15 protein-coding genes and 1 tRNA gene are annotated in these 16,507 nt (G+C 55.0%); 9 read left to right on the forward strand and 7 right to left on the reverse strand.

Annotated elements, in window-relative coordinates; translation table 11 throughout:
- Positions 1-7: 7 nt before the first annotated feature.
- The 5 genes from queF (at position 8) to xni (ending at position 6,423) form a co-directional block, all read left to right on the forward strand.
- Positions 8-850 (forward strand): NADPH-dependent 7-cyano-7-deazaguanine reductase QueF, encoded by an 843-nt coding sequence (gene queF / locus INF86_RS01985; protein ID WP_023298501.1) that lies wholly within the window; start codon positions 8-10, stop codon positions 848-850.
- Positions 851-966: 116 nt separating this feature from the next.
- The gene (gene ppnN / locus INF86_RS01990; protein ID WP_023298502.1) at positions 967-2,331 is read left to right on the forward strand and encodes a nucleotide 5'-monophosphate nucleosidase PpnN; all 1,365 of its coding nucleotides are present in this window, start codon (positions 967-969) and stop codon (positions 2,329-2,331) included.
- Between the two features lie 504 nt (positions 2,332-2,835).
- Positions 2,836-4,125, forward strand: coding sequence for an HAAAP family serine/threonine permease (locus INF86_RS01995; RefSeq protein WP_022649218.1), 1,290 nt, complete (start codon positions 2,836-2,838; stop codon positions 4,123-4,125).
- Positions 4,126-4,187: 62 nt separating this feature from the next.
- Positions 4,188-5,555: an L-serine ammonia-lyase gene (locus tag INF86_RS02000; RefSeq protein WP_193543172.1), complete on the forward strand. Its 1,368-nt coding sequence runs from the start codon at positions 4,188-4,190 to the stop codon at positions 5,553-5,555.
- Between the two features lie 112 nt (positions 5,556-5,667).
- A complete protein-coding gene (xni, locus tag INF86_RS02005) occupies positions 5,668-6,423 on the forward strand; it encodes a flap endonuclease Xni (protein WP_032626021.1) in 756 nt (251 codons plus the stop codon).
- A 57-nt stretch (positions 6,424-6,480) separates the two neighbouring features.
- On the opposite strand, the gene rlmM is transcribed toward xni, so the two are convergent.
- From rlmM to INF86_RS02025, 4 genes are all read right to left on the reverse strand, one after another.
- Positions 6,481-7,581 carry a 23S rRNA (cytidine(2498)-2'-O)-methyltransferase RlmM gene (rlmM, locus tag INF86_RS02010; RefSeq protein ID WP_193543173.1) on the reverse strand — a complete coding sequence of 367 codons (1,101 nt, stop codon included), beginning with the start codon at positions 7,579-7,581 and terminating at the stop codon, positions 6,481-6,483.
- Complete coding sequence (locus INF86_RS02015; protein ID WP_003862756.1) at positions 7,574-7,969, reverse strand: DUF423 domain-containing protein; 396 nt, start codon at positions 7,967-7,969, stop codon at positions 7,574-7,576. Before INF86_RS02015 ends, rlmM begins: the two co-directional genes overlap by 8 nt.
- A 39-nt stretch (positions 7,970-8,008) precedes the next feature.
- Positions 8,009-8,926: a glycine cleavage system transcriptional regulator GcvA gene (gene gcvA, locus INF86_RS02020; RefSeq protein ID WP_022649222.1), complete on the reverse strand. Its 918-nt coding sequence runs from the start codon at positions 8,924-8,926 to the stop codon at positions 8,009-8,011.
- Between the two features lie 350 nt (positions 8,927-9,276).
- A complete protein-coding gene (locus INF86_RS02025) occupies positions 9,277-9,504 on the reverse strand; it encodes a YgdI/YgdR family lipoprotein (protein WP_015571738.1) in 228 nt (75 codons plus the stop codon).
- A gap of 192 nt (positions 9,505-9,696) precedes the next feature.
- Between INF86_RS02025 and csdA the strand changes: the two genes are divergently transcribed.
- A complete protein-coding gene (gene csdA, locus INF86_RS02030) occupies positions 9,697-10,902 on the forward strand; it encodes a cysteine desulfurase CsdA (protein WP_154849372.1) in 1,206 nt (401 codons plus the stop codon).
- Positions 10,902-11,348, forward strand: a complete 447-nt coding sequence (csdE, locus tag INF86_RS02035) for a cysteine desulfurase sulfur acceptor subunit CsdE (protein ID WP_193543174.1) — start codon at positions 10,902-10,904, stop codon at positions 11,346-11,348. Before csdA ends, csdE begins: the two co-directional genes overlap by 1 nt.
- Here the strand turns inward: csdE and tcdA are convergent.
- Both tcdA and mltA read right to left on the reverse strand, forming a co-directional pair.
- Positions 11,339-12,145, reverse strand: a complete 807-nt coding sequence (gene tcdA, locus INF86_RS02040) for a tRNA cyclic N6-threonylcarbamoyladenosine(37) synthase TcdA (RefSeq protein WP_006811804.1) — start codon at positions 12,143-12,145, stop codon at positions 11,339-11,341. The genes csdE and tcdA overlap by 10 nt on opposite strands.
- A gap of 75 nt (positions 12,146-12,220) precedes the next feature.
- Positions 12,221-13,318, reverse strand: a complete 1,098-nt coding sequence (gene mltA / locus INF86_RS02045; protein WP_022649225.1) for a murein transglycosylase A — start codon at positions 13,316-13,318, stop codon at positions 12,221-12,223.
- 208 nt (positions 13,319-13,526) lie between these two features.
- Here mltA and INF86_RS02050 point away from each other — a divergent pair.
- Positions 13,527-13,603 (forward strand) — tRNA-Met (locus INF86_RS02050).
- 89 nt (positions 13,604-13,692) lie between these two features.
- On the opposite strand, the gene amiC is transcribed toward INF86_RS02050, so the two are convergent.
- Positions 13,693-14,946: an N-acetylmuramoyl-L-alanine amidase AmiC gene (amiC, locus tag INF86_RS02055; protein WP_022649226.1), complete on the reverse strand. Its 1,254-nt coding sequence runs from the start codon at positions 14,944-14,946 to the stop codon at positions 13,693-13,695.
- A 227-nt stretch (positions 14,947-15,173) separates the two neighbouring features.
- Between amiC and argA the strand changes: the two genes are divergently transcribed.
- Positions 15,174-16,505: an amino-acid N-acetyltransferase gene (gene argA / locus INF86_RS02060; protein ID WP_022649227.1), complete on the forward strand. Its 1,332-nt coding sequence runs from the start codon at positions 15,174-15,176 to the stop codon at positions 16,503-16,505.
- Positions 16,506-16,507: the final 2 nt, after the last annotated feature.

Consider the following 16,507-nt stretch of genomic DNA (forward strand, 5'->3'; position numbering starts at 1 on the left):
ATGAAACATGTCTTACGAAAATCATCAGGCGTTAACGGGCTTAACGCTGGGTAAATCGACCGATTACCGCGACACCTACGACGCAAGCCTGCTTCAGGGTGTGCCGCGCAGCCTGAACCGCGATCCGCTTGGCCTTCATGCCGACGCGCTGCCGTTCGTCGGCGGCGACATCTGGACGCTGTACGAACTCTCCTGGCTGAATGCGCGCGGTCTGCCGCAGGTGGCCGTGGGCCATGTCGAGCTGGATTACGCCAGCGTAAACCTGGTTGAATCCAAGAGCTTTAAGCTCTATCTCAACAGCTTTAACCAGACCAAATTTAACAGCTGGGACGAGGTACAACAGACGCTTGAACGTGATTTAAGCGCGTGCGCGCAGGGGAACGTAACCGTCTCGTTATACCGTCTGCATGAGCTGGAAGGTCAGCCCATCGCCCATTTCCACGGCACCTGCATCGACGATCAGGACATTGATGTGGAGAGCTACGAATTTAGCACCGACTATCTGGAAAACGCGGCGGGCGGAAAAGTGGTCGACGAAACGCTGGTCAGCCATCTGCTGAAATCCAACTGCCTTATCACCCATCAGCCGGACTGGGGCTCGGTACAGATCCAGTATCGCGGCCCGCAGATTGACCGGGAAAAGCTGCTTCGTTACCTGGTGTCATTCCGTCATCACAACGAATTCCACGAGCAGTGCGTGGAACGCATCTTCAATGACATACAGCGTTTCTGCCAGCCCGAAAAGCTGAGCGTTTATGCCCGCTATACCCGTCGCGGCGGCCTGGACATTAACCCATGGCGCACCAATACCGATTTTGTGCCTGCCACCGGACGGCTGGTGCGCCAGTAAGATAAATATTTTCATAATATGCGGGCGGTATTCCGCCCGAAGTGTTGTGAAACGTCATAAGCCAAGGCTATTGTAATCAACAGGGAAAGACGATAATCGTCCCATAAGGAGCTCACTTGATTACACATATTAGCCCGCTTGGCTCTATGGATATGTTGTCGCAACTGGAAGTGGACATGCTTAAACGCACCGCCAGTAGCGACCTGTATCAACTGTTTCGTAACTGTTCACTTGCTGTACTGAACTCCGGAAGCCTGACCGACAACAGTAAAGAGCTGCTGTCCCGCTTCGAAAGTTTTGATATCAATGTGCTGCGCCGCGAGCGCGGGGTGAAGCTGGAAGTGATCAACCCGCCGGAAGAGGCGTTTGTCGATGGGCGTATTATTCGCTCACTTCAGGCCAACCTTTTTGCCGTGCTGCGCGACATCCTGTTTGTTAACGGACAGATCAGCAACGCCGGTCGTTTCCAGCATCTCGATCTGGAAAGCTCCGTTCATATCACCAACCTGGTTTTCTCCATTCTGCGTAACGCCCGCGCCCTGCACGTTGGCGAAGCGCCGAACATGGTCGTCTGCTGGGGCGGTCACTCCATTAACGAAACCGAATACCTGTACGCCCGCCGCGTGGGTAATCAGCTCGGCCTGCGCGAGCTGAACATCTGTACCGGCTGCGGTCCTGGCGCGATGGAAGCGCCGATGAAAGGCGCGGCAGTAGGACACGCGCAGCAACGCTATAAAGAAGGCCGTTTTATCGGCATGACCGAGCCGTCAATCATCGCCGCTGAGCCGCCTAACCCGCTGGTTAACGAACTGATTATTATGCCGGATATCGAAAAACGTCTTGAGGCGTTTGTCCGTATCGCGCACGGCATTATCATCTTCCCGGGCGGCGTAGGTACGGCGGAAGAACTGCTTTATCTGCTCGGGATCCTGATGAACCCGGCCAACAAAAATCAGGTTCTGCCGCTGATCCTGACCGGCCCGAAAGAGAGCGCCGACTATTTCCGCGTGCTGGACGAGTTTATCGTGCATACGCTGGGGGAAGACGCGCGCCGTCACTACCGCATTATTATTGACGATGCCGCAGAAGTGGCCCGTCAGATGAAAAAAGCGATGCCGCTGGTGAAAGAGAACCGTCGTGATACCGGGGATGCCTACAGCTTTAACTGGTCCATCCGTATCGCACCGGATCTCCAGATCCCCTTCGAGCCGTCGCATGAGAACATGGCGAACCTCAAACTCTATCCGGATCAGCCGGTGGAAGTACTGGCAGCTGACCTGCGTCGCGCCTTCTCTGGCATCGTGGCGGGGAACGTGAAGGAGGTGGGGATCCGCGCGATTGAGGAGTTCGGGCCGTATAAAATCCACGGTGACCCGGAGATGATGCGCCGCATGGATGACATGCTGCAGGGCTTTGTGGCTCAGCACCGCATGAAACTTCCGGGTTCTGCCTATATTCCCTGTTACGAAATCATCAAATAAAGCGTCCTTTCCCTCCTCTCAAGCCGGATTGTCATCCGGCTTTTTTATTAGTGATGTAATTCATAGCGATCTTCAATGTTATTAACAAATCTGGCGCCTGCGCAAACGATTACCTCGTTTTTGAAACCGTAAATAATCAGCCTTAATCGAAATTACCTGCCAGAAAATCCTAAAATCCTATTTCTTTACAGCGAAAGACACCTATCTCGCGGGTCAGCCTTTTCGAAAACATGTCGTTAATGGTAGCCTTCGCGCCCGTAAATCCTCTTTGATGTTTTTTTAACAGATAAATGGTCTAAATATGCCCACATCATAAGTGGATTATTGCATTTGGGATCGCGATCACTGATAGATTCATAACGAGAATGTATCTTTCCGCCCGCCAATAGTTACGGGCAAAAATTATTAAAAAACCGTCACTAAACGAATTTCATATTACCGTCAGGCACTTTTTCATCGGATTTGACTAAAAACCTGACAATTTGCTTCCTCCAGGAGATACAGATGGAAACCACTCAAACCAGCACCGTTGCTTCGATTGAATCCCGAAGCGGTTGGCGCAAAACGGATACCATGTGGATGCTTGGCCTGTACGGCACGGCAATCGGCGCTGGTGTACTGTTCCTTCCTATCAACGCAGGTGTCGGCGGTCTGATCCCGCTGATCATCATGGCCATCATCGCCTTTCCGATGACCTTCTTTGCACACCGCGGCCTGACCCGCTTCGTGCTGTCCGGTAAAAACCCGGGCGAAGACATTACTGAAGTCGTTGAAGAACACTTCGGCGTCGGCGCAGGTAAGCTGATTACCCTGCTCTACTTCTTCGCGATTTACCCGATTCTGCTGGTGTATAGCGTTGCTATCACCAACACCGTTGAAAGCTTCATGATGCACCAGCTGCAGATGACCCCGCCGCCGCGTGCGATCCTGTCCCTGATCCTGATCGTCGGTATGATGACCATCGTGCGCTTTGGCGAGCAGATGATTGTCAAAGCGATGAGCGTGCTGGTATTCCCGTTTGTTGCAGCCCTGATGGTGCTGGCGCTGTACCTGATCCCACAGTGGAACGGCGCTGCGCTGGAAACTCTGTCTCTGAGCAGCGCATCCGCAACCGGTAACGGCCTGCTACTGACCCTGTGGCTGGCGATCCCGGTAATGGTGTTCTCCTTCAACCACTCGCCAATCATCTCCTCCTTCGCGGTGGCGAAGCGTGAAGAGTACGGCAATGGTGCAGAGAAGAAGTGCTCCAGCATCCTGGCTCGCGCACACATCATGATGGTACTGACAGTTATGTTCTTCGTGTTCAGCTGCGTGCTGAGCCTTTCCCCGGCGGATCTGGCGGCGGCGAAAGAGCAGAACATCTCTATTCTGTCCTACCTGGCAAACCACTTTAACGCACCGCTGATTGCGTGGATGGCACCGATCATCGCGATTATCGCCATCACCAAATCCTTCCTGGGCCACTACCTGGGCGCACGTGAAGGCTTCAACGGTATGGTGATTAAATCTCTGCGCGGTAAAGGCAAGAGCATTGAAATCAACCGTCTGAACAAAATCACCGCGCTGTTCATGCTGGTGACCACCTGGGCGGTAGCCACCCTGAACCCAAGCATTCTGGGCATGATTGAAACCCTGGGCGGCCCGATTATCGCGATGATTCTGTTCCTGATGCCGATGTACGCGATTCAGAAAGTGCCAGCGATGCGTAAATACAGCGGCCATATCAGCAACGTGTTCGTTGTTGTGATGGGTCTGATTGCCATCTCCGCTATTTTCTACTCGCTGTTCAGCTAATACCTCCTGCGCCGTCTGCGGATGGCGCACTCCTCCCCTCTGACTGAAGCAATGGACGCATCATGATTAGCGTATTCGATATCTTCAAAATCGGTATTGGTCCTTCCAGCTCTCACACCGTCGGACCAATGAAAGCCGGTAAACAATTCACGGATGACTTGATTGCACGCGGCATTTTGCACGACATCACCCGCGTGGTTGTCGATGTATACGGTTCCCTTTCCCTGACCGGTAAAGGCCACCATACCGATATTGCCATTATCATGGGGCTGGCGGGTAACCTGCCGGATACCGTTGATATTGACTCCATTCCTGGCTTTATCCAGGACGTGAACACCCACGGTCGTTTGCTGCTGGCCAACGGCGAGCACGAAGTTGAATTCCCGGTTGACCACTGCATGAATTTCCATGCGGATAACCTGTCGCTGCACGAAAACGGCATGCGCATTACCGCGCTGGTCGGCGATAAAGCGGTTTACAGCCAGACGTATTACTCCATCGGCGGCGGGTTTATCGTCGACGAAGACCATTTTGGTCAAACCAACGGCTCCGCCGTTGAGGTGCCGTACCCGTACAAAAACGCGGCCGATTTACAGCGTCACTGCCAGGAGACAGGCCTTTCTCTCTCCGGCCTGATGATGAAAAACGAGTTGGCCCTGCACAGCAAAGAGGAGCTGGAACAGCACTTCGCAAACGTCTGGGAAGTGATGCGCAGCGGCATTGAGCGCGGGATCACCACCGAAGGCGTGCTGCCGGGGAAACTGCGTGTTCCACGTCGTGCGGCTGCGCTGCGCCGCATGCTGGTCAGCACCGACAAAACCACCACCGACCCGATGGCCGTTGTCGACTGGATCAACATGTTCGCGCTGGCGGTGAACGAAGAGAACGCCGCGGGTGGCCGCGTCGTCACCGCGCCAACCAACGGGGCGTGCGGCATTGTTCCGGCGATCCTGGCGTATTACGACAAGTTTATCCGTGAAGTGAATGCAAACTCACTCGCGCGGTATATGCTGGTCGCCAGTGCGATTGGCTCACTGTACAAGATGAACGCCTCGATTTCCGGCGCGGAAGTGGGCTGTCAGGGTGAAGTGGGCGTAGCCTGCTCTATGGCGGCGGCGGGTCTGGCCGAATTGCTGGGCGCAAGTCCTGCGCAGGTTTGTATTGCGGCGGAAATCGGCATGGAACATAACCTGGGGCTGACCTGCGATCCGGTCGGCGGACAGGTCCAGGTGCCATGCATCGAGCGTAACGCCATCGCCTCTGTGAAAGCGGTGAACGCGGCCCGTATGGCGCTGCGCCGCACCAGCGAACCGCGCGTGTGTCTCGACAAGGTTATCGAAACCATGTACGAAACCGGTAAAGATATGAACGCCAAATACCGCGAAACCTCCCGCGGTGGCCTGGCGATGAAGATCGTTACCTGCGATTAAGCCTCTCAGGAAGCCTCGTTTTGCGAGGCTTCTTCCTGTTTTCCCCACCATTCATAGTTTCATGCTGCGCTCAGTGTTACCCTTCCCCCATTAGACAGAAGGGAGATTATCTGTGGCCGTTCATTTGCTTATCGTCGATGCACTTAACCTGATTCGCCGTATTCACGCGGTACAGGGCACCCCCTGCAAGGACACCTGTTTACACGCGCTGGAGCAGCTCATTCGCCATAGCGAACCCACCCACGCTGTTGCCGTATTCGACGATGAAGCACGCAATACCGGCTGGCGGCACCAGCGCCTGCCGGACTACAAAGCCGGGCGTGCGCCGATGCCGGACGATCTGCACGCCGAAATGCCAGTTATACGCGCGGCCTTTGAACAGCGCGGCGTTCCGTGCTGGGGCGCACACGGTAATGAGGCTGACGATTTAGCCGCAACGCTGGCGGTTAAAGTCGCGAGCGCCGGGCATCAGGCGACTATCGTTTCAACCGACAAAGGCTACTGCCAGCTGCTCTCTCCAACGGTCCGCATCCGCGACTACTTCCAGAAACGCTGGCTGGACGCGCCATTTATTGCCAGCGAGTTTGGCGTATCGCCTGAGCAATTGCCGGATTATTGGGGGCTGGCGGGGATCAGCAGCTCCAGAGTGCCGGGTGTCGCCGGTATTGGACCCAAAAGTGCCGCACAGCTGCTGACGGAGTTTCAGAATCTGGAAGGGATTTACGCAAGGCTTGAGGAAGTGCCGGAAAAATGGCGCAAGAAGCTGGAGGCGAATAAAGAGATGGCGTTTATCTGCCGGGAAATCGCAACGCTACAGACGGATTTACAGCTGGACGGGAATTTACAGCAGTTAAGGTTAGAACGTTAAAACAACTACACGATTTTGTAGGCCCGGTAAGCGCAGCGCCACCGGGCGTTACAAACGTTATCGCTCGTCGCGACGCCCACCCACGGCCGCCCACCAGCGACGGATATGCACCGTCACTTCTTCACGGTCGTGATACAGCTGACGCGCCTGGATTTCCGCGTTAATCCCGTGTTCGTCCAGTTGCTGCTGAATATAAGCCAGGTTCTGCGACACCTCTTCGTAACGCTTTTTCATCGGCAGCTTGAGGTTGAAAATCGTCTCACGACACCAGCCGTTCACCAGCCAGGAGGCCATCAGCGCCGCGACTTTCGCCGGTTTTTCTACCATGTCGCACACCATCCAGGAGATGTTGTTACGGGTAGGACGGTAGCGGAAACCATCTTCACGCAGCCAGGTGACCTGCCCGGAGTCCATCAGGCTTTGCGCCATCGGGCCGTTATCCACAGACGAAACCCACATGTTGCGTTTCACCAGCTGATAGGTCCAGCCGCCCGGGCACGCGCCAAGATCGACGGCATACATGCCGTTTGCCAGACGTTCGTCCCACTCGTCCGCCGGGATAAAGACGTGGAACGCCTCTTCCAGCTTCAGGGTTGAACGGCTCGGCGCGTCTGACGGGAAGCGCAGACGCGGGATCCCCATAAAGAACGGCGAGTTATTGGTGGTATACGAGTAGCCGGTGTAGCAACATCCTGGCGCAATAAAGAAGATATGCACGACTGGACGCTTTGGCGTTTCGTAGTTTGTCAGCACTCCCGCATCACGCAGTGCCGCGCGGAGCGGCACGGTAAACTTACGGCAGAACTTCATCAGCTCTTTGCTTTCATTGGTGTCAGCCACTTCCACGCGCAAATCGCCGCCCTTCTCCACCACGCCCTGCAACAGGCCAACAATCGGCGTGATGCGATCTTCCGGCGGAAGATCTTTCAGCAGTTCGCCCGCGACAAACATCTGACGGGCGAAAATCAGCGAGCTGAACGGCAGTTCGCGCGCCAGCTTGTCGGCATCATCAGGCTGATAGCATTCAAATACCACATAGCCCGCGTTCTCTTTGACGCGAGCGAATCCGAAGACTTCACGCTTCGCCGCTTTATCGGTGATTTCCGCGGCGCACTCTTTCTCAAACCCCGGGCGACAATATAAAACAACCTTATTCATGAACAACGCCCTTGCGTTTCAGACGGATAGCTCCGATAAACATTAAAACCCAACCCGCCAGGAAGCTGACGCCGCCGACGGGTGTAACAAACGCCCACAGGCGTAAATGCGACAGCGCCAGACAGTAGAGACTGCCGCTGAACAGTACGGTACCCAGCGCCAGAAAGACGCTGCTCCAGTAAAACCAGATGCTGATACGGCGCTGCATCGCCACCGCCAGCCCAAAAATTGCCAGCGTGTGGAACGCCTGATATTCAAGGCCGGTCTGGATCCAGCCCATCTCCACAACGCCCAAAGACTTGCTTAAGACATGCGCGCCAAACGCGCCCAGAGCTACAAAAATAAAGCCACTCACCGCGGCGAAAATCAGCATGAATCGGCTGGTCATGTTTAAGTCCTGAATTAATGCGTGCCCGGCACACAAACGTTATTGTTCATACCTGAAGCGGAATTTTTCTTGCTCGCTTGCCGCTTTCGCCAGTATCCACTGCCGGAAAGCGGCTATTTTACCCAGTTCTGCCTGACTGTCATGACAAACCAGATAAAATGCATTCTTGCTGACCAGTACATCGTTAAATGGGCAAACCAGACGGCCTGCCTCAATTTCGGACTGCGCCATGACGTTATTCGCTAATGCCACGCCCTGCCCGTGAATGGCAGCCTGTAACACCATCGCGCTGTGGCTAAAAATGGGCCCCTGCTGCACGTTTATATGATTAAGACCTAACTGACGGGTATAAGTTTGCCAGTCGCGACGCGACGCATCGTGCAAAAGCGTGTGTTGCGCCAGATCGGCGGGCGTTTTGAGCGCTTTCTCCCCCGTCAGCAGCAGCGGTGAACAGACCGGCAGCAGATATTCTGCGTATAATTTTTCAACACGCAAGCCCGGCCAGTTACCACGACCGTAAAAAATCGCCACATCCACATCGTCTGCAAGCTTGTCTTCCTGACGGTCCACTGCCTGGATTCGGACATCGATTCCCGGATAAGTTGAGTTAAAGCTTGAGAGTCGCGGCACCAGCCACTGAATGGCAAAACTGGGCAATAAACTCACAGTCAGTGCACCTTTTGCGCTCCGTGCCTGAAGCTTACGGGTGGCTTCCGTCAGCTGGGAGAAAATCTCTTTAATATCCTGAAAATAGCTCTGCCCTTCTTCGGTCAACAGCAACGAACGGTTGCGGCGACGGAACAGCTTAAGCCCCAGAAAATCCTCCAGAGACTTGATTTGATGACTTACTGCGGCCTGTGTCACAAAAAGCTCATCGGCTGCGCGGGTGAAGCTGAGGTGGCGTGCTGCTGCATCAAAAACACGTAATGCATTTAGGGGTGGCAATCGCTTGGACATGGTTATCTGGCTTAGATGTTAACGAGATTTAACATATAGGAAACAACGTTTAACCTATTAGTTTTTTTTATCTGAGCCATTATAATTTGTCCGTTGAGGAACTACCAGCAAATACCTATAGTGGCGGCACTTCCTGAGCCGGAACGAAAAGCTTTTTTTGGAATGCGTGTTCTGAAGGGCTTTTGGCTTACGGTTGTGATGTTGTGTTGTTGTGTTTGCAATTGGTCTGCGATTCAGACCACGGTAGCAACGCTACCAAATTTTCACTTCCTGTACATTTACCCTGTCTGTCCATAGTGATTAATGTAGCACCGCCAACTTGCGGTGCTTTTTTTTCGCTTATCTAACTGTTAATGCTCGATTTCCTTCATCTCTTTCACGTCACTGCGATTGATCTGCTGTTTGTTCCCGTTAGCATCTTTATATGAAATCATCCCGGTATCATTATCGGTTGTCGGTTTCCCTTCAGAGACGATAGATCGACCATCGTTGGTATGCATTACGTAGTTATTTCCAGAACATGCGCTCAGGGCAAAGGTCAACGCACAGGCAGAAATGATTGCAGCTGTCTTTTTCATGATTATTCTCCTTTAGCAATTAATGCTATTCAAACCTCGATTTATAACAGGCTAAAACATCCGCCTAACACTATTTAGCATAACCTGCTTTTTCAGACTCGCCAGGATAAGCAGACAAATCTGATAGATATCAACTTCCTTGCCCTGCCGATGAATTTGCGCGACGATCGTAGAATCGATATGAGGAATTCCATGAACGCTTTCAGTCCTGCGCAGTTTCGCGCACAGTTTCCCGCGCTGGCCGATGCCGGTATTTATCTTGATAGCGCCGCCACGGCCCTTAAGCCGCAGGCGGTGATTGAGGCAACCCGCCAGTTTTACAGCCTGAGCGCCGGGAACGTGCACCGCAGCCAGTATGCCGAAGCGCAGCGCCTGACGGCGCAATACGAAGCCGCACGGGATCAGGTCGCGCGCCTGATCAATGCCGACAGCGGTAGGAACATCGTCTGGACGCGCGGCACCACCGAGGCCATTAACATGGTGGCGCAATGCTACGCGCGTCCGTTGTTGCAGGCCGGAGATGAGATCATCGTCAGCGAGGCGGAACACCACGCCAACCTGGTGCCCTGGCTGATGGTGGCCGAACAAACCGGGGCACGGGTTGTAAAACTCCCGTTGGGTACAGACTTCCTGCCTGACGTGGCGCGTCTGCCTGAGCTGATTACGCCGCGCAGCCGTATTCTGGCGCTGGGGCAGATGTCCAACGTCACCGGCGGCTGTCCGGATCTGGCGCGCGCCATTGAGATTGCCCATGCCAGCGGCGTGGTGGTAATGGTCGACGGTGCGCAGGGTGTGGTGCATTTTCCGGCTAACGTTCAGGCGCTGGATATCGACTTCTATGCCTTCTCAGGGCATAAATTGTACGGGCCAACCGGTATCGGCGCGCTGTACGGCAAACCTGAACTGCTGGCCCGGATGACGCCGTGGCTCGGCGGCGGCAAGATGATTACCGAAGTCACCTTCGACGGTTTCAAAACGCAGGATGTGCCTTACCGCCTGGAAGCCGGTACGCCGAACGTGGCAGGGGTTATCGGTCTGAGCGCAGCGCTCGAATTTCTCGCAGATACGGACGTGGCTCAGGCTGAAAGCTGGAGCCGGGGCCTGGCGACGCTGGCAGAAGAAGAGCTTAAGAAACGCCCCGGGTTTCGCTCGTTCCGCGTCCAGGACTCCAGCCTGCTCGCCTTTGATTTTGCGGGCGTACACCATAGCGACATGGTGACGCTGCTTGCCGGATACGGCATTGCCCTGCGCGCAGGACAGCACTGCGCCCAGCCGCTGCTGGCGGCCATGGGGGTGAGCGGTACCCTGCGCGCCTCGTTTGCACCGTACAACACAAAAAGTGACGTCGACGCGCTGGTTTCCGCCGTCGACCGCGCCCTGGAATTACTGGTGGATTAATGACAAGTTCAGCCTTAGCCGGGCATCCGTTCGGCACCGTTATCACTGAAGAGACGTTAAAACAGACCTTCGTCCCGCTCACGCAGTGGGAAGATAAATATCGTCAGTTGATCCTGCTGGGCAAACAGTTGCCCACGCTGTCAGACGAACTGAAATCGCAGGCGAAGGAGATAGCTGGCTGCGAGAACCGCGTCTGGCTTGGGTTTAGCATATCCGGTGAGAAACTGCATTTCTTCGGCGACAGCGAGGGACGCATTGTTCGCGGTCTGATGGCGGTGCTGTTGACCGCAATCGAAGGGAAAAGCGCCGCAGAGCTGCTGGCGCATTCTCCGCTGGCGCTGTTTGATGAGCTGGGACTTCGCACGCAGCTTAGCGCCTCGCGCGGTCAGGGACTGATTGCGCTAAACGACGCGGTGCTGGAGGCCGCCCGTCAGGCTCAGGCCTGACGTTCCGCCTTCGCCATCATCTTCTTCAGGGCGTGAGAGACCGCCACAAAGCCGAAGGAGGCGGTCACCATGGTGGCCGCTCCAAACCCTGAGGCACAATCCATCCGCTTTGGCCCTTCCGCTGTGCTTTTCATTGCACAGACCGAACCATCCGCCTGCGGATAAACCAGCGCTTCTGTCGAGAACACACAGTCCACGCCCAGCTTGCCTTTACTGTTCTTCACCACGTTGAAGTCGCTTTTTAAGCGCTCGCGCAGCTTAGCAGCCAGTGGATCCTGAATGGTTTTCGCCAGATCTGCCACCTGGATCTGCGTCGGATCAATTTGTCCACCCGCGCCGCCCGTTGTCACCAGCGGCACCTTGTAACGACGACAGTAAGCGATCAGCGCCGCTTTTGGCCGCACGCTGTCGATGGCGTCAATCACATAGCTGTAGCCTTTGCTCATGTACTCCGCGACGTTATCTGCCGTCACAAAGTCGTCAATCACCGTTACGCGGCACTCCGGGTTGATGAGACGAATACGCTCCGCCATCACCTCGGACTTCGCCAGACCGACGTTATCACGCAGGGCGTGGATCTGACGGTTAGTGTTAGTGACGCAGACGTCATCCATATCAATCAACGTAATTGCGCCAATGCCGGTTCTCGCCAGCGCTTCTGCCGCCCACGAACCCACGCCACCAATGCCCACCACGCAGACATGCGCATCCGCGAACAGTTGCAGGGCTTTTTCACCGTATAACCGTGCCGTGCCGCCGAAACGCTGGCGCCAGGCATCGCTGATTACCACAGACATAAAACCTCAGATATAAAAAGGGTGAGGTATTCCTCACCCTGAACCGTAATCCGTCTTGCGCTCAGAATACCACACTCAGCCGCTAAATACGTTCCCGGTACCCGGCGCTGTCTTCAGCACCCACACGCGCCCGTAGTGGTTATACCAGCCTGCACGGTGCCCTGCATCCGGGCCGATGCCCTGGTAAATATCGAAGTGCTGACCTTTAATCGCCCCGCCCACGTCCAGCGCCACCATCAGGCGTAATTCATACTTGCCGTTGAATTTGCCGTTGTTGTCGAGGAGAGGGACTTCCGCCAGCAGCGTGGTACCCGCCGGGATAATCGAACGATCCGATGCCACAGAAGCGCGGCCAATCAGCGGGACGGCGCTCGCCCCTTTCACCGGCGCAAAGTTCTGCGGTTTGAAGAAGACAAACGATGGATTCTGCTCAAGCAGCTCACGCACTTCCGCTTCGCTGTGTTTTTCGCCCCACTCGCGGATCGCCTGCATCGACATATCTTCTCGTTTCACTTCACCACGGTCGATGAGCACCTTACCGATGCTGCGATAGGCATGGCCGTTTTTCCCGGCATAGCTAAAGAAGTTCAGCGGCGAGCCGTCGCCAAAATCAATATAGCCGCTGCCCTGCACGTCCATGATGAAGTTATCCATCAGCGAGTTGCTGTAGGCCAGCACGTAATTTTCGCTAAGCGCACCGGCATAGATTTCAGCGCGGGACGGGAGACGACCGCGTTTTGGCGGCATGCGGTAAATCGGATACTGGAATTCGCCCTGACGCGTGTGTCGTGCCTGGACAACCGGGGTGTAGTAGCCGGTAAACTGAACGTTACCGTAGTTATCCGCCCCTTCCATCTGCCACGCGTCAATACCAAACTGGCGCATATTGCGCGTATCACCGCCAGCACGCAGCCAGTCCTGCACTGCACTATAAACGTTGTTCTGTGAGCCATACAGGCGCGGCGACGCTTTGCGGATCTGGTACACCTGCTCGGAGAAATCCCCGGCATTGATTGGAGCACCCACGGCATCTGGCTGGTTAACTAAAGAGAAAGGCTGGGATAACTTCCCGTCTTTATACTGTTGACCGCGATCGGTCGGTTTGGAAGAGCAGGCCGCAAGAATCGCTACCATTGCGCCTGTCATCAGATACTTCACCCAACGTCCTTTCATTATATCTCGTCTTTTAGTTGCCCAATTCCGCGTGATGAAGATAACAAACCCACCGTGGTAATGAAATGCGATCGCCTTCCCTTTGGCAAATTCTGGACAAAAAATAGGCCAAAGTGGCTATTCCCGTTCATTTTGCATACAAAATAATGAATTATGCGAAAAAGGGGTTGCATCACAAACCTATCCGAGTATAGTGCGCTTCCACGGACGCGGGGTGGAGCAGCCTGGTAGCTCGTCGGGCTCATAACCCGAAGGTCGTCGGTTCAAATCCGGCCCCCGCAACCAACACTTCTTAAAACAATAAACACCCTTAAGGGTGTTTTTTTGTATCTGCCGTTTGTGAAAGTGCCGGGCGAGATACCCGGCGTAATACCCTATCCCCGCCGCGCCAGCGTTTCCCCGTCTGAGAAATAGGCCCGAATACCCGCCAGAATCGACTCCGCCACTTCCTGCTGGAATTTAGCCGTCTTGAGCTTGCGTTCCTCTTGCACGTTACTGATAAACGCGGTTTCGACCAGAATGGACGGAATATCTGGCGCTTTCAGTACCGCAAATCCGGCCTGCTCGACGCTGTTTTTGTGCAGCTTGTTGACCCGGCCCAGTTTGCCCAGCACCGCTTTACCAAACTTCAGACTGTCGGTAATGGTCAGCGACTGCACCATATCAAACAGCGTATGGTCGACGTAACGATCCCCGCTTTTGCTCACGCCACCGATTAAATCCGAGGCGTTCTGCGTGTCCGCCAGGTATCTCGCGGCGGTACTGGTCGCCCCTTTCGTTGACAGGGCAAACACCGACGATCCGCTCGGCTGGCGGCTGGTGAAGGCATCCGCATGAATAGAGACAAACAGATCCGCGCGCTGCTTCTGCGCTTTCGCCACGCGGACCTTCAGCGGGATAAAGACATCTTCGTTGCGCGTCATGTAGGCGCGCATATTGCCCTCTTTGTCGATTAACGCCTTCAGACGACGGGCAATTTGCAGCACCACATCTTTTTCACGGGTGTGATATTTCCCAACGGCGCCGGAATCTTCTCCGCCGTGGCCAGGATCGAGCATGATCACAATCGGACGATCGCGCCCCGCCCTGCCCGGCTTAGGACCACTTTGCGCAGGTGGGACCTGCCGCTGGAGATCGCCTTTGTTGTAATCTTCAAGTAACGCCAGGAGCGGATCCTGAATATCCGTTGCATTCGCCGGATAGAGATCCATTACCAGGCGCTCCTTAAAGGCGGCAACAGGCGCAAGGGCAAAGAGCTGCGGTTTCACGTTCTGCTTGAGCTCAAACACCATGCGCACGGTTTGCGGATCGAACTGCCCGACGCGCGCCGATTTGATAAAAGGATCGTCGCCACGGATCTGCGCCGCCATGCCTTTAAGCACGGAGTTGAGATTCACACCTTCGAGATCAACCACCACACGTTCAGGATTGCTGAGGGCAAATTGTTTGTATTTCAGCACGCGGTTGGACTCGACCGTCACGCGCGTATAGGTCGACGACGGCCAGACGCGCACCGCGACTACCTGGCTTGTGGCGGCAAGACCCACCTGGCTGACGCTAAGCAACCACATCGCCCCGGCCCCTTTTAACAGGCGGCGGCGGCTTATTGCTGAATTGGATCCCGACATGCTTCTCCCGAGCAAGAAATCTGATTGATGAACAAAACCCCCAAATTGACCGAAAACTTTAACGAATGACGCATAAACTGTCATCTATAAAAGGGTAAACAATCATACGTTAACGCACGGATTACTTATTATTTTCTGTGTGTCGCAGAAAATTTTGGCTTGCACACGCGGCCACAATCGAATAAAAATACATAAATAACGAATAAACATTCATTAAGGGTTGTGTCATGGTTAAGGAACGCAGAACCGAACTGGTCCAGGGATTCCGCCATTCTGTTCCCTATATCAACACCCATCGGGGCAAAACCTTTGTCATCATGCTTGGCGGTGAAGCCATTGAGCATGAGAACTTTTCCAGTATCGTCAATGATATCGGCCTGCTGCACAGCCTCGGCATCCGTCTGGTGGTGGTGTATGGCGCACGTCCGCAAATCGAAGCCAACCTGGCCGCCCATCACCATGAGCCGATCTACCACAAACATACCCGCGTGACGGATGCGAAAACCCTCGAACTGGTCAAACAGGCGGCGGGTCTGTTGCAGCTCGATATCACCGCCCGCCTGTCGATGAGCCTGAGTAATACGCCGCTGCAGGGCGCGCACATCAACGTGGTCAGCGGCAACTTTATCATCGCTCAGCCGCTCGGCGTGGACGATGGCGTGGATTACTGCCACAGCGGCCGCATCCGGCGCATTGATGAAGAAGCCATTCACCGCCAGTTAGACAATGGCGCGATCGTCCTGATGGGACCCGTTGCCGTTTCCGTAACGGGTGAAAGTTTTAATCTGACCTCGGAAGAGATTGCCACCCAGCTGGCCATCAAGCTGAAAGCGGAAAAAATGATCGGCTTTTGCTCCTCACAGGGTGTCGTGAACGATGAGGGCGTGATTGTGCCAGAACTTTTTCCGAATGAAGCCCAGGCGCGCGTCGAAGCGCTGGAAGCACAAGGCGATTACTATTCCGGTACCGTGCGTTTTCTGCGCGGCGCCGTCAAAGCGTGCCGCAGCGGGGTACGCCGCAGCCACCTGATCAGCTATCAGGAAGACGGCGCGCTGTTGCAGGAACTGTTCTCCCGGGACGGGATCGGTACGCAGATCGTAATGGAGAGCGCCGAGCAGATCCGCCGTGCCACCATCAATGACATCGGCGGCATTCTGGAGCTGATCCGTCCGCTGGAACAACAGGGCATTCTGGTTCGCCGCTCCCGCGAGCAGCTGGAGATGGAGATCGACAAGTTCACCATCATCCAGCGAGATAACCTGACCATTGCCTGTGCGGCGCTTTATCCGTTCCCGGAAGAGCAGATTGGCGAAATGGCGTGCGTTGCCGTGCACCCGGATTACCGTAGCTCCTCGCGGGGGGAACTGCTGCTTGAACGCGTGGCGGCACAGGCGCGCCAGATGGGTCTGAGCAAGCTGTTCGTGCTCACCACGCGCAGCATTCACTGGTTCCAGGAGCGCGGCTTCACGCCGGTGGATATTGATTCTCTGCCGGAAAGTAAGAAAGAGATGTACAACTACCAGCGCCGCTCGAAGGTGTTAATGGCGGACCTGGGATAACA

Origin of the sequence: Enterobacter cloacae complex sp. I1M (assembly GCF_014982425.1) — a bacterium.
In the GTDB taxonomy this organism is placed as follows: domain Bacteria; phylum Pseudomonadota; class Gammaproteobacteria; order Enterobacterales; family Enterobacteriaceae; genus Enterobacter; species Enterobacter intestinihominis.

Coding starts and splice junctions, on each gene's coding strand:
- queF (WP_023298501.1), top strand. CDS start 8: ATGTCTTACGAAAATCATCAGGCGTTAACGGGCTTAACGCTGGGTAAA.
- INF86_RS01995 (WP_022649218.1), top strand. CDS start 2,836: ATGGAAACCACTCAAACCAGCACCGTTGCTTCGATTGAATCCCGAAGC.
- INF86_RS02000 (WP_193543172.1), top strand. CDS start 4,188: ATGATTAGCGTATTCGATATCTTCAAAATCGGTATTGGTCCTTCCAGC.
- rlmM (WP_193543173.1), bottom strand. CDS start 7,581: ATGAATAAGGTTGTTTTATATTGTCGCCCGGGGTTTGAGAAAGAGTGC.
- INF86_RS02015 (WP_003862756.1), bottom strand. CDS start 7,969: ATGACCAGCCGATTCATGCTGATTTTCGCCGCGGTGAGTGGCTTTATT.
- gcvA (WP_022649222.1), bottom strand. CDS start 8,926: ATGTCCAAGCGATTGCCACCCCTAAATGCATTACGTGTTTTTGATGCA.
- INF86_RS02025 (WP_015571738.1), bottom strand. CDS start 9,504: ATGAAAAAGACAGCTGCAATCATTTCTGCCTGTGCGTTGACCTTTGCC.
- csdA (WP_154849372.1), top strand. CDS start 9,697: ATGAACGCTTTCAGTCCTGCGCAGTTTCGCGCACAGTTTCCCGCGCTG.
- csdE (WP_193543174.1), top strand. CDS start 10,902: ATGACAAGTTCAGCCTTAGCCGGGCATCCGTTCGGCACCGTTATCACT.
- tcdA (WP_006811804.1), bottom strand. CDS start 12,145: ATGTCTGTGGTAATCAGCGATGCCTGGCGCCAGCGTTTCGGCGGCACG.
- mltA (WP_022649225.1), bottom strand. CDS start 13,318: ATGAAAGGACGTTGGGTGAAGTATCTGATGACAGGCGCAATGGTAGCG.
- amiC (WP_022649226.1), bottom strand. CDS start 14,946: ATGTCGGGATCCAATTCAGCAATAAGCCGCCGCCGCCTGTTAAAAGGG.
- argA (WP_022649227.1), top strand. CDS start 15,174: ATGGTTAAGGAACGCAGAACCGAACTGGTCCAGGGATTCCGCCATTCT.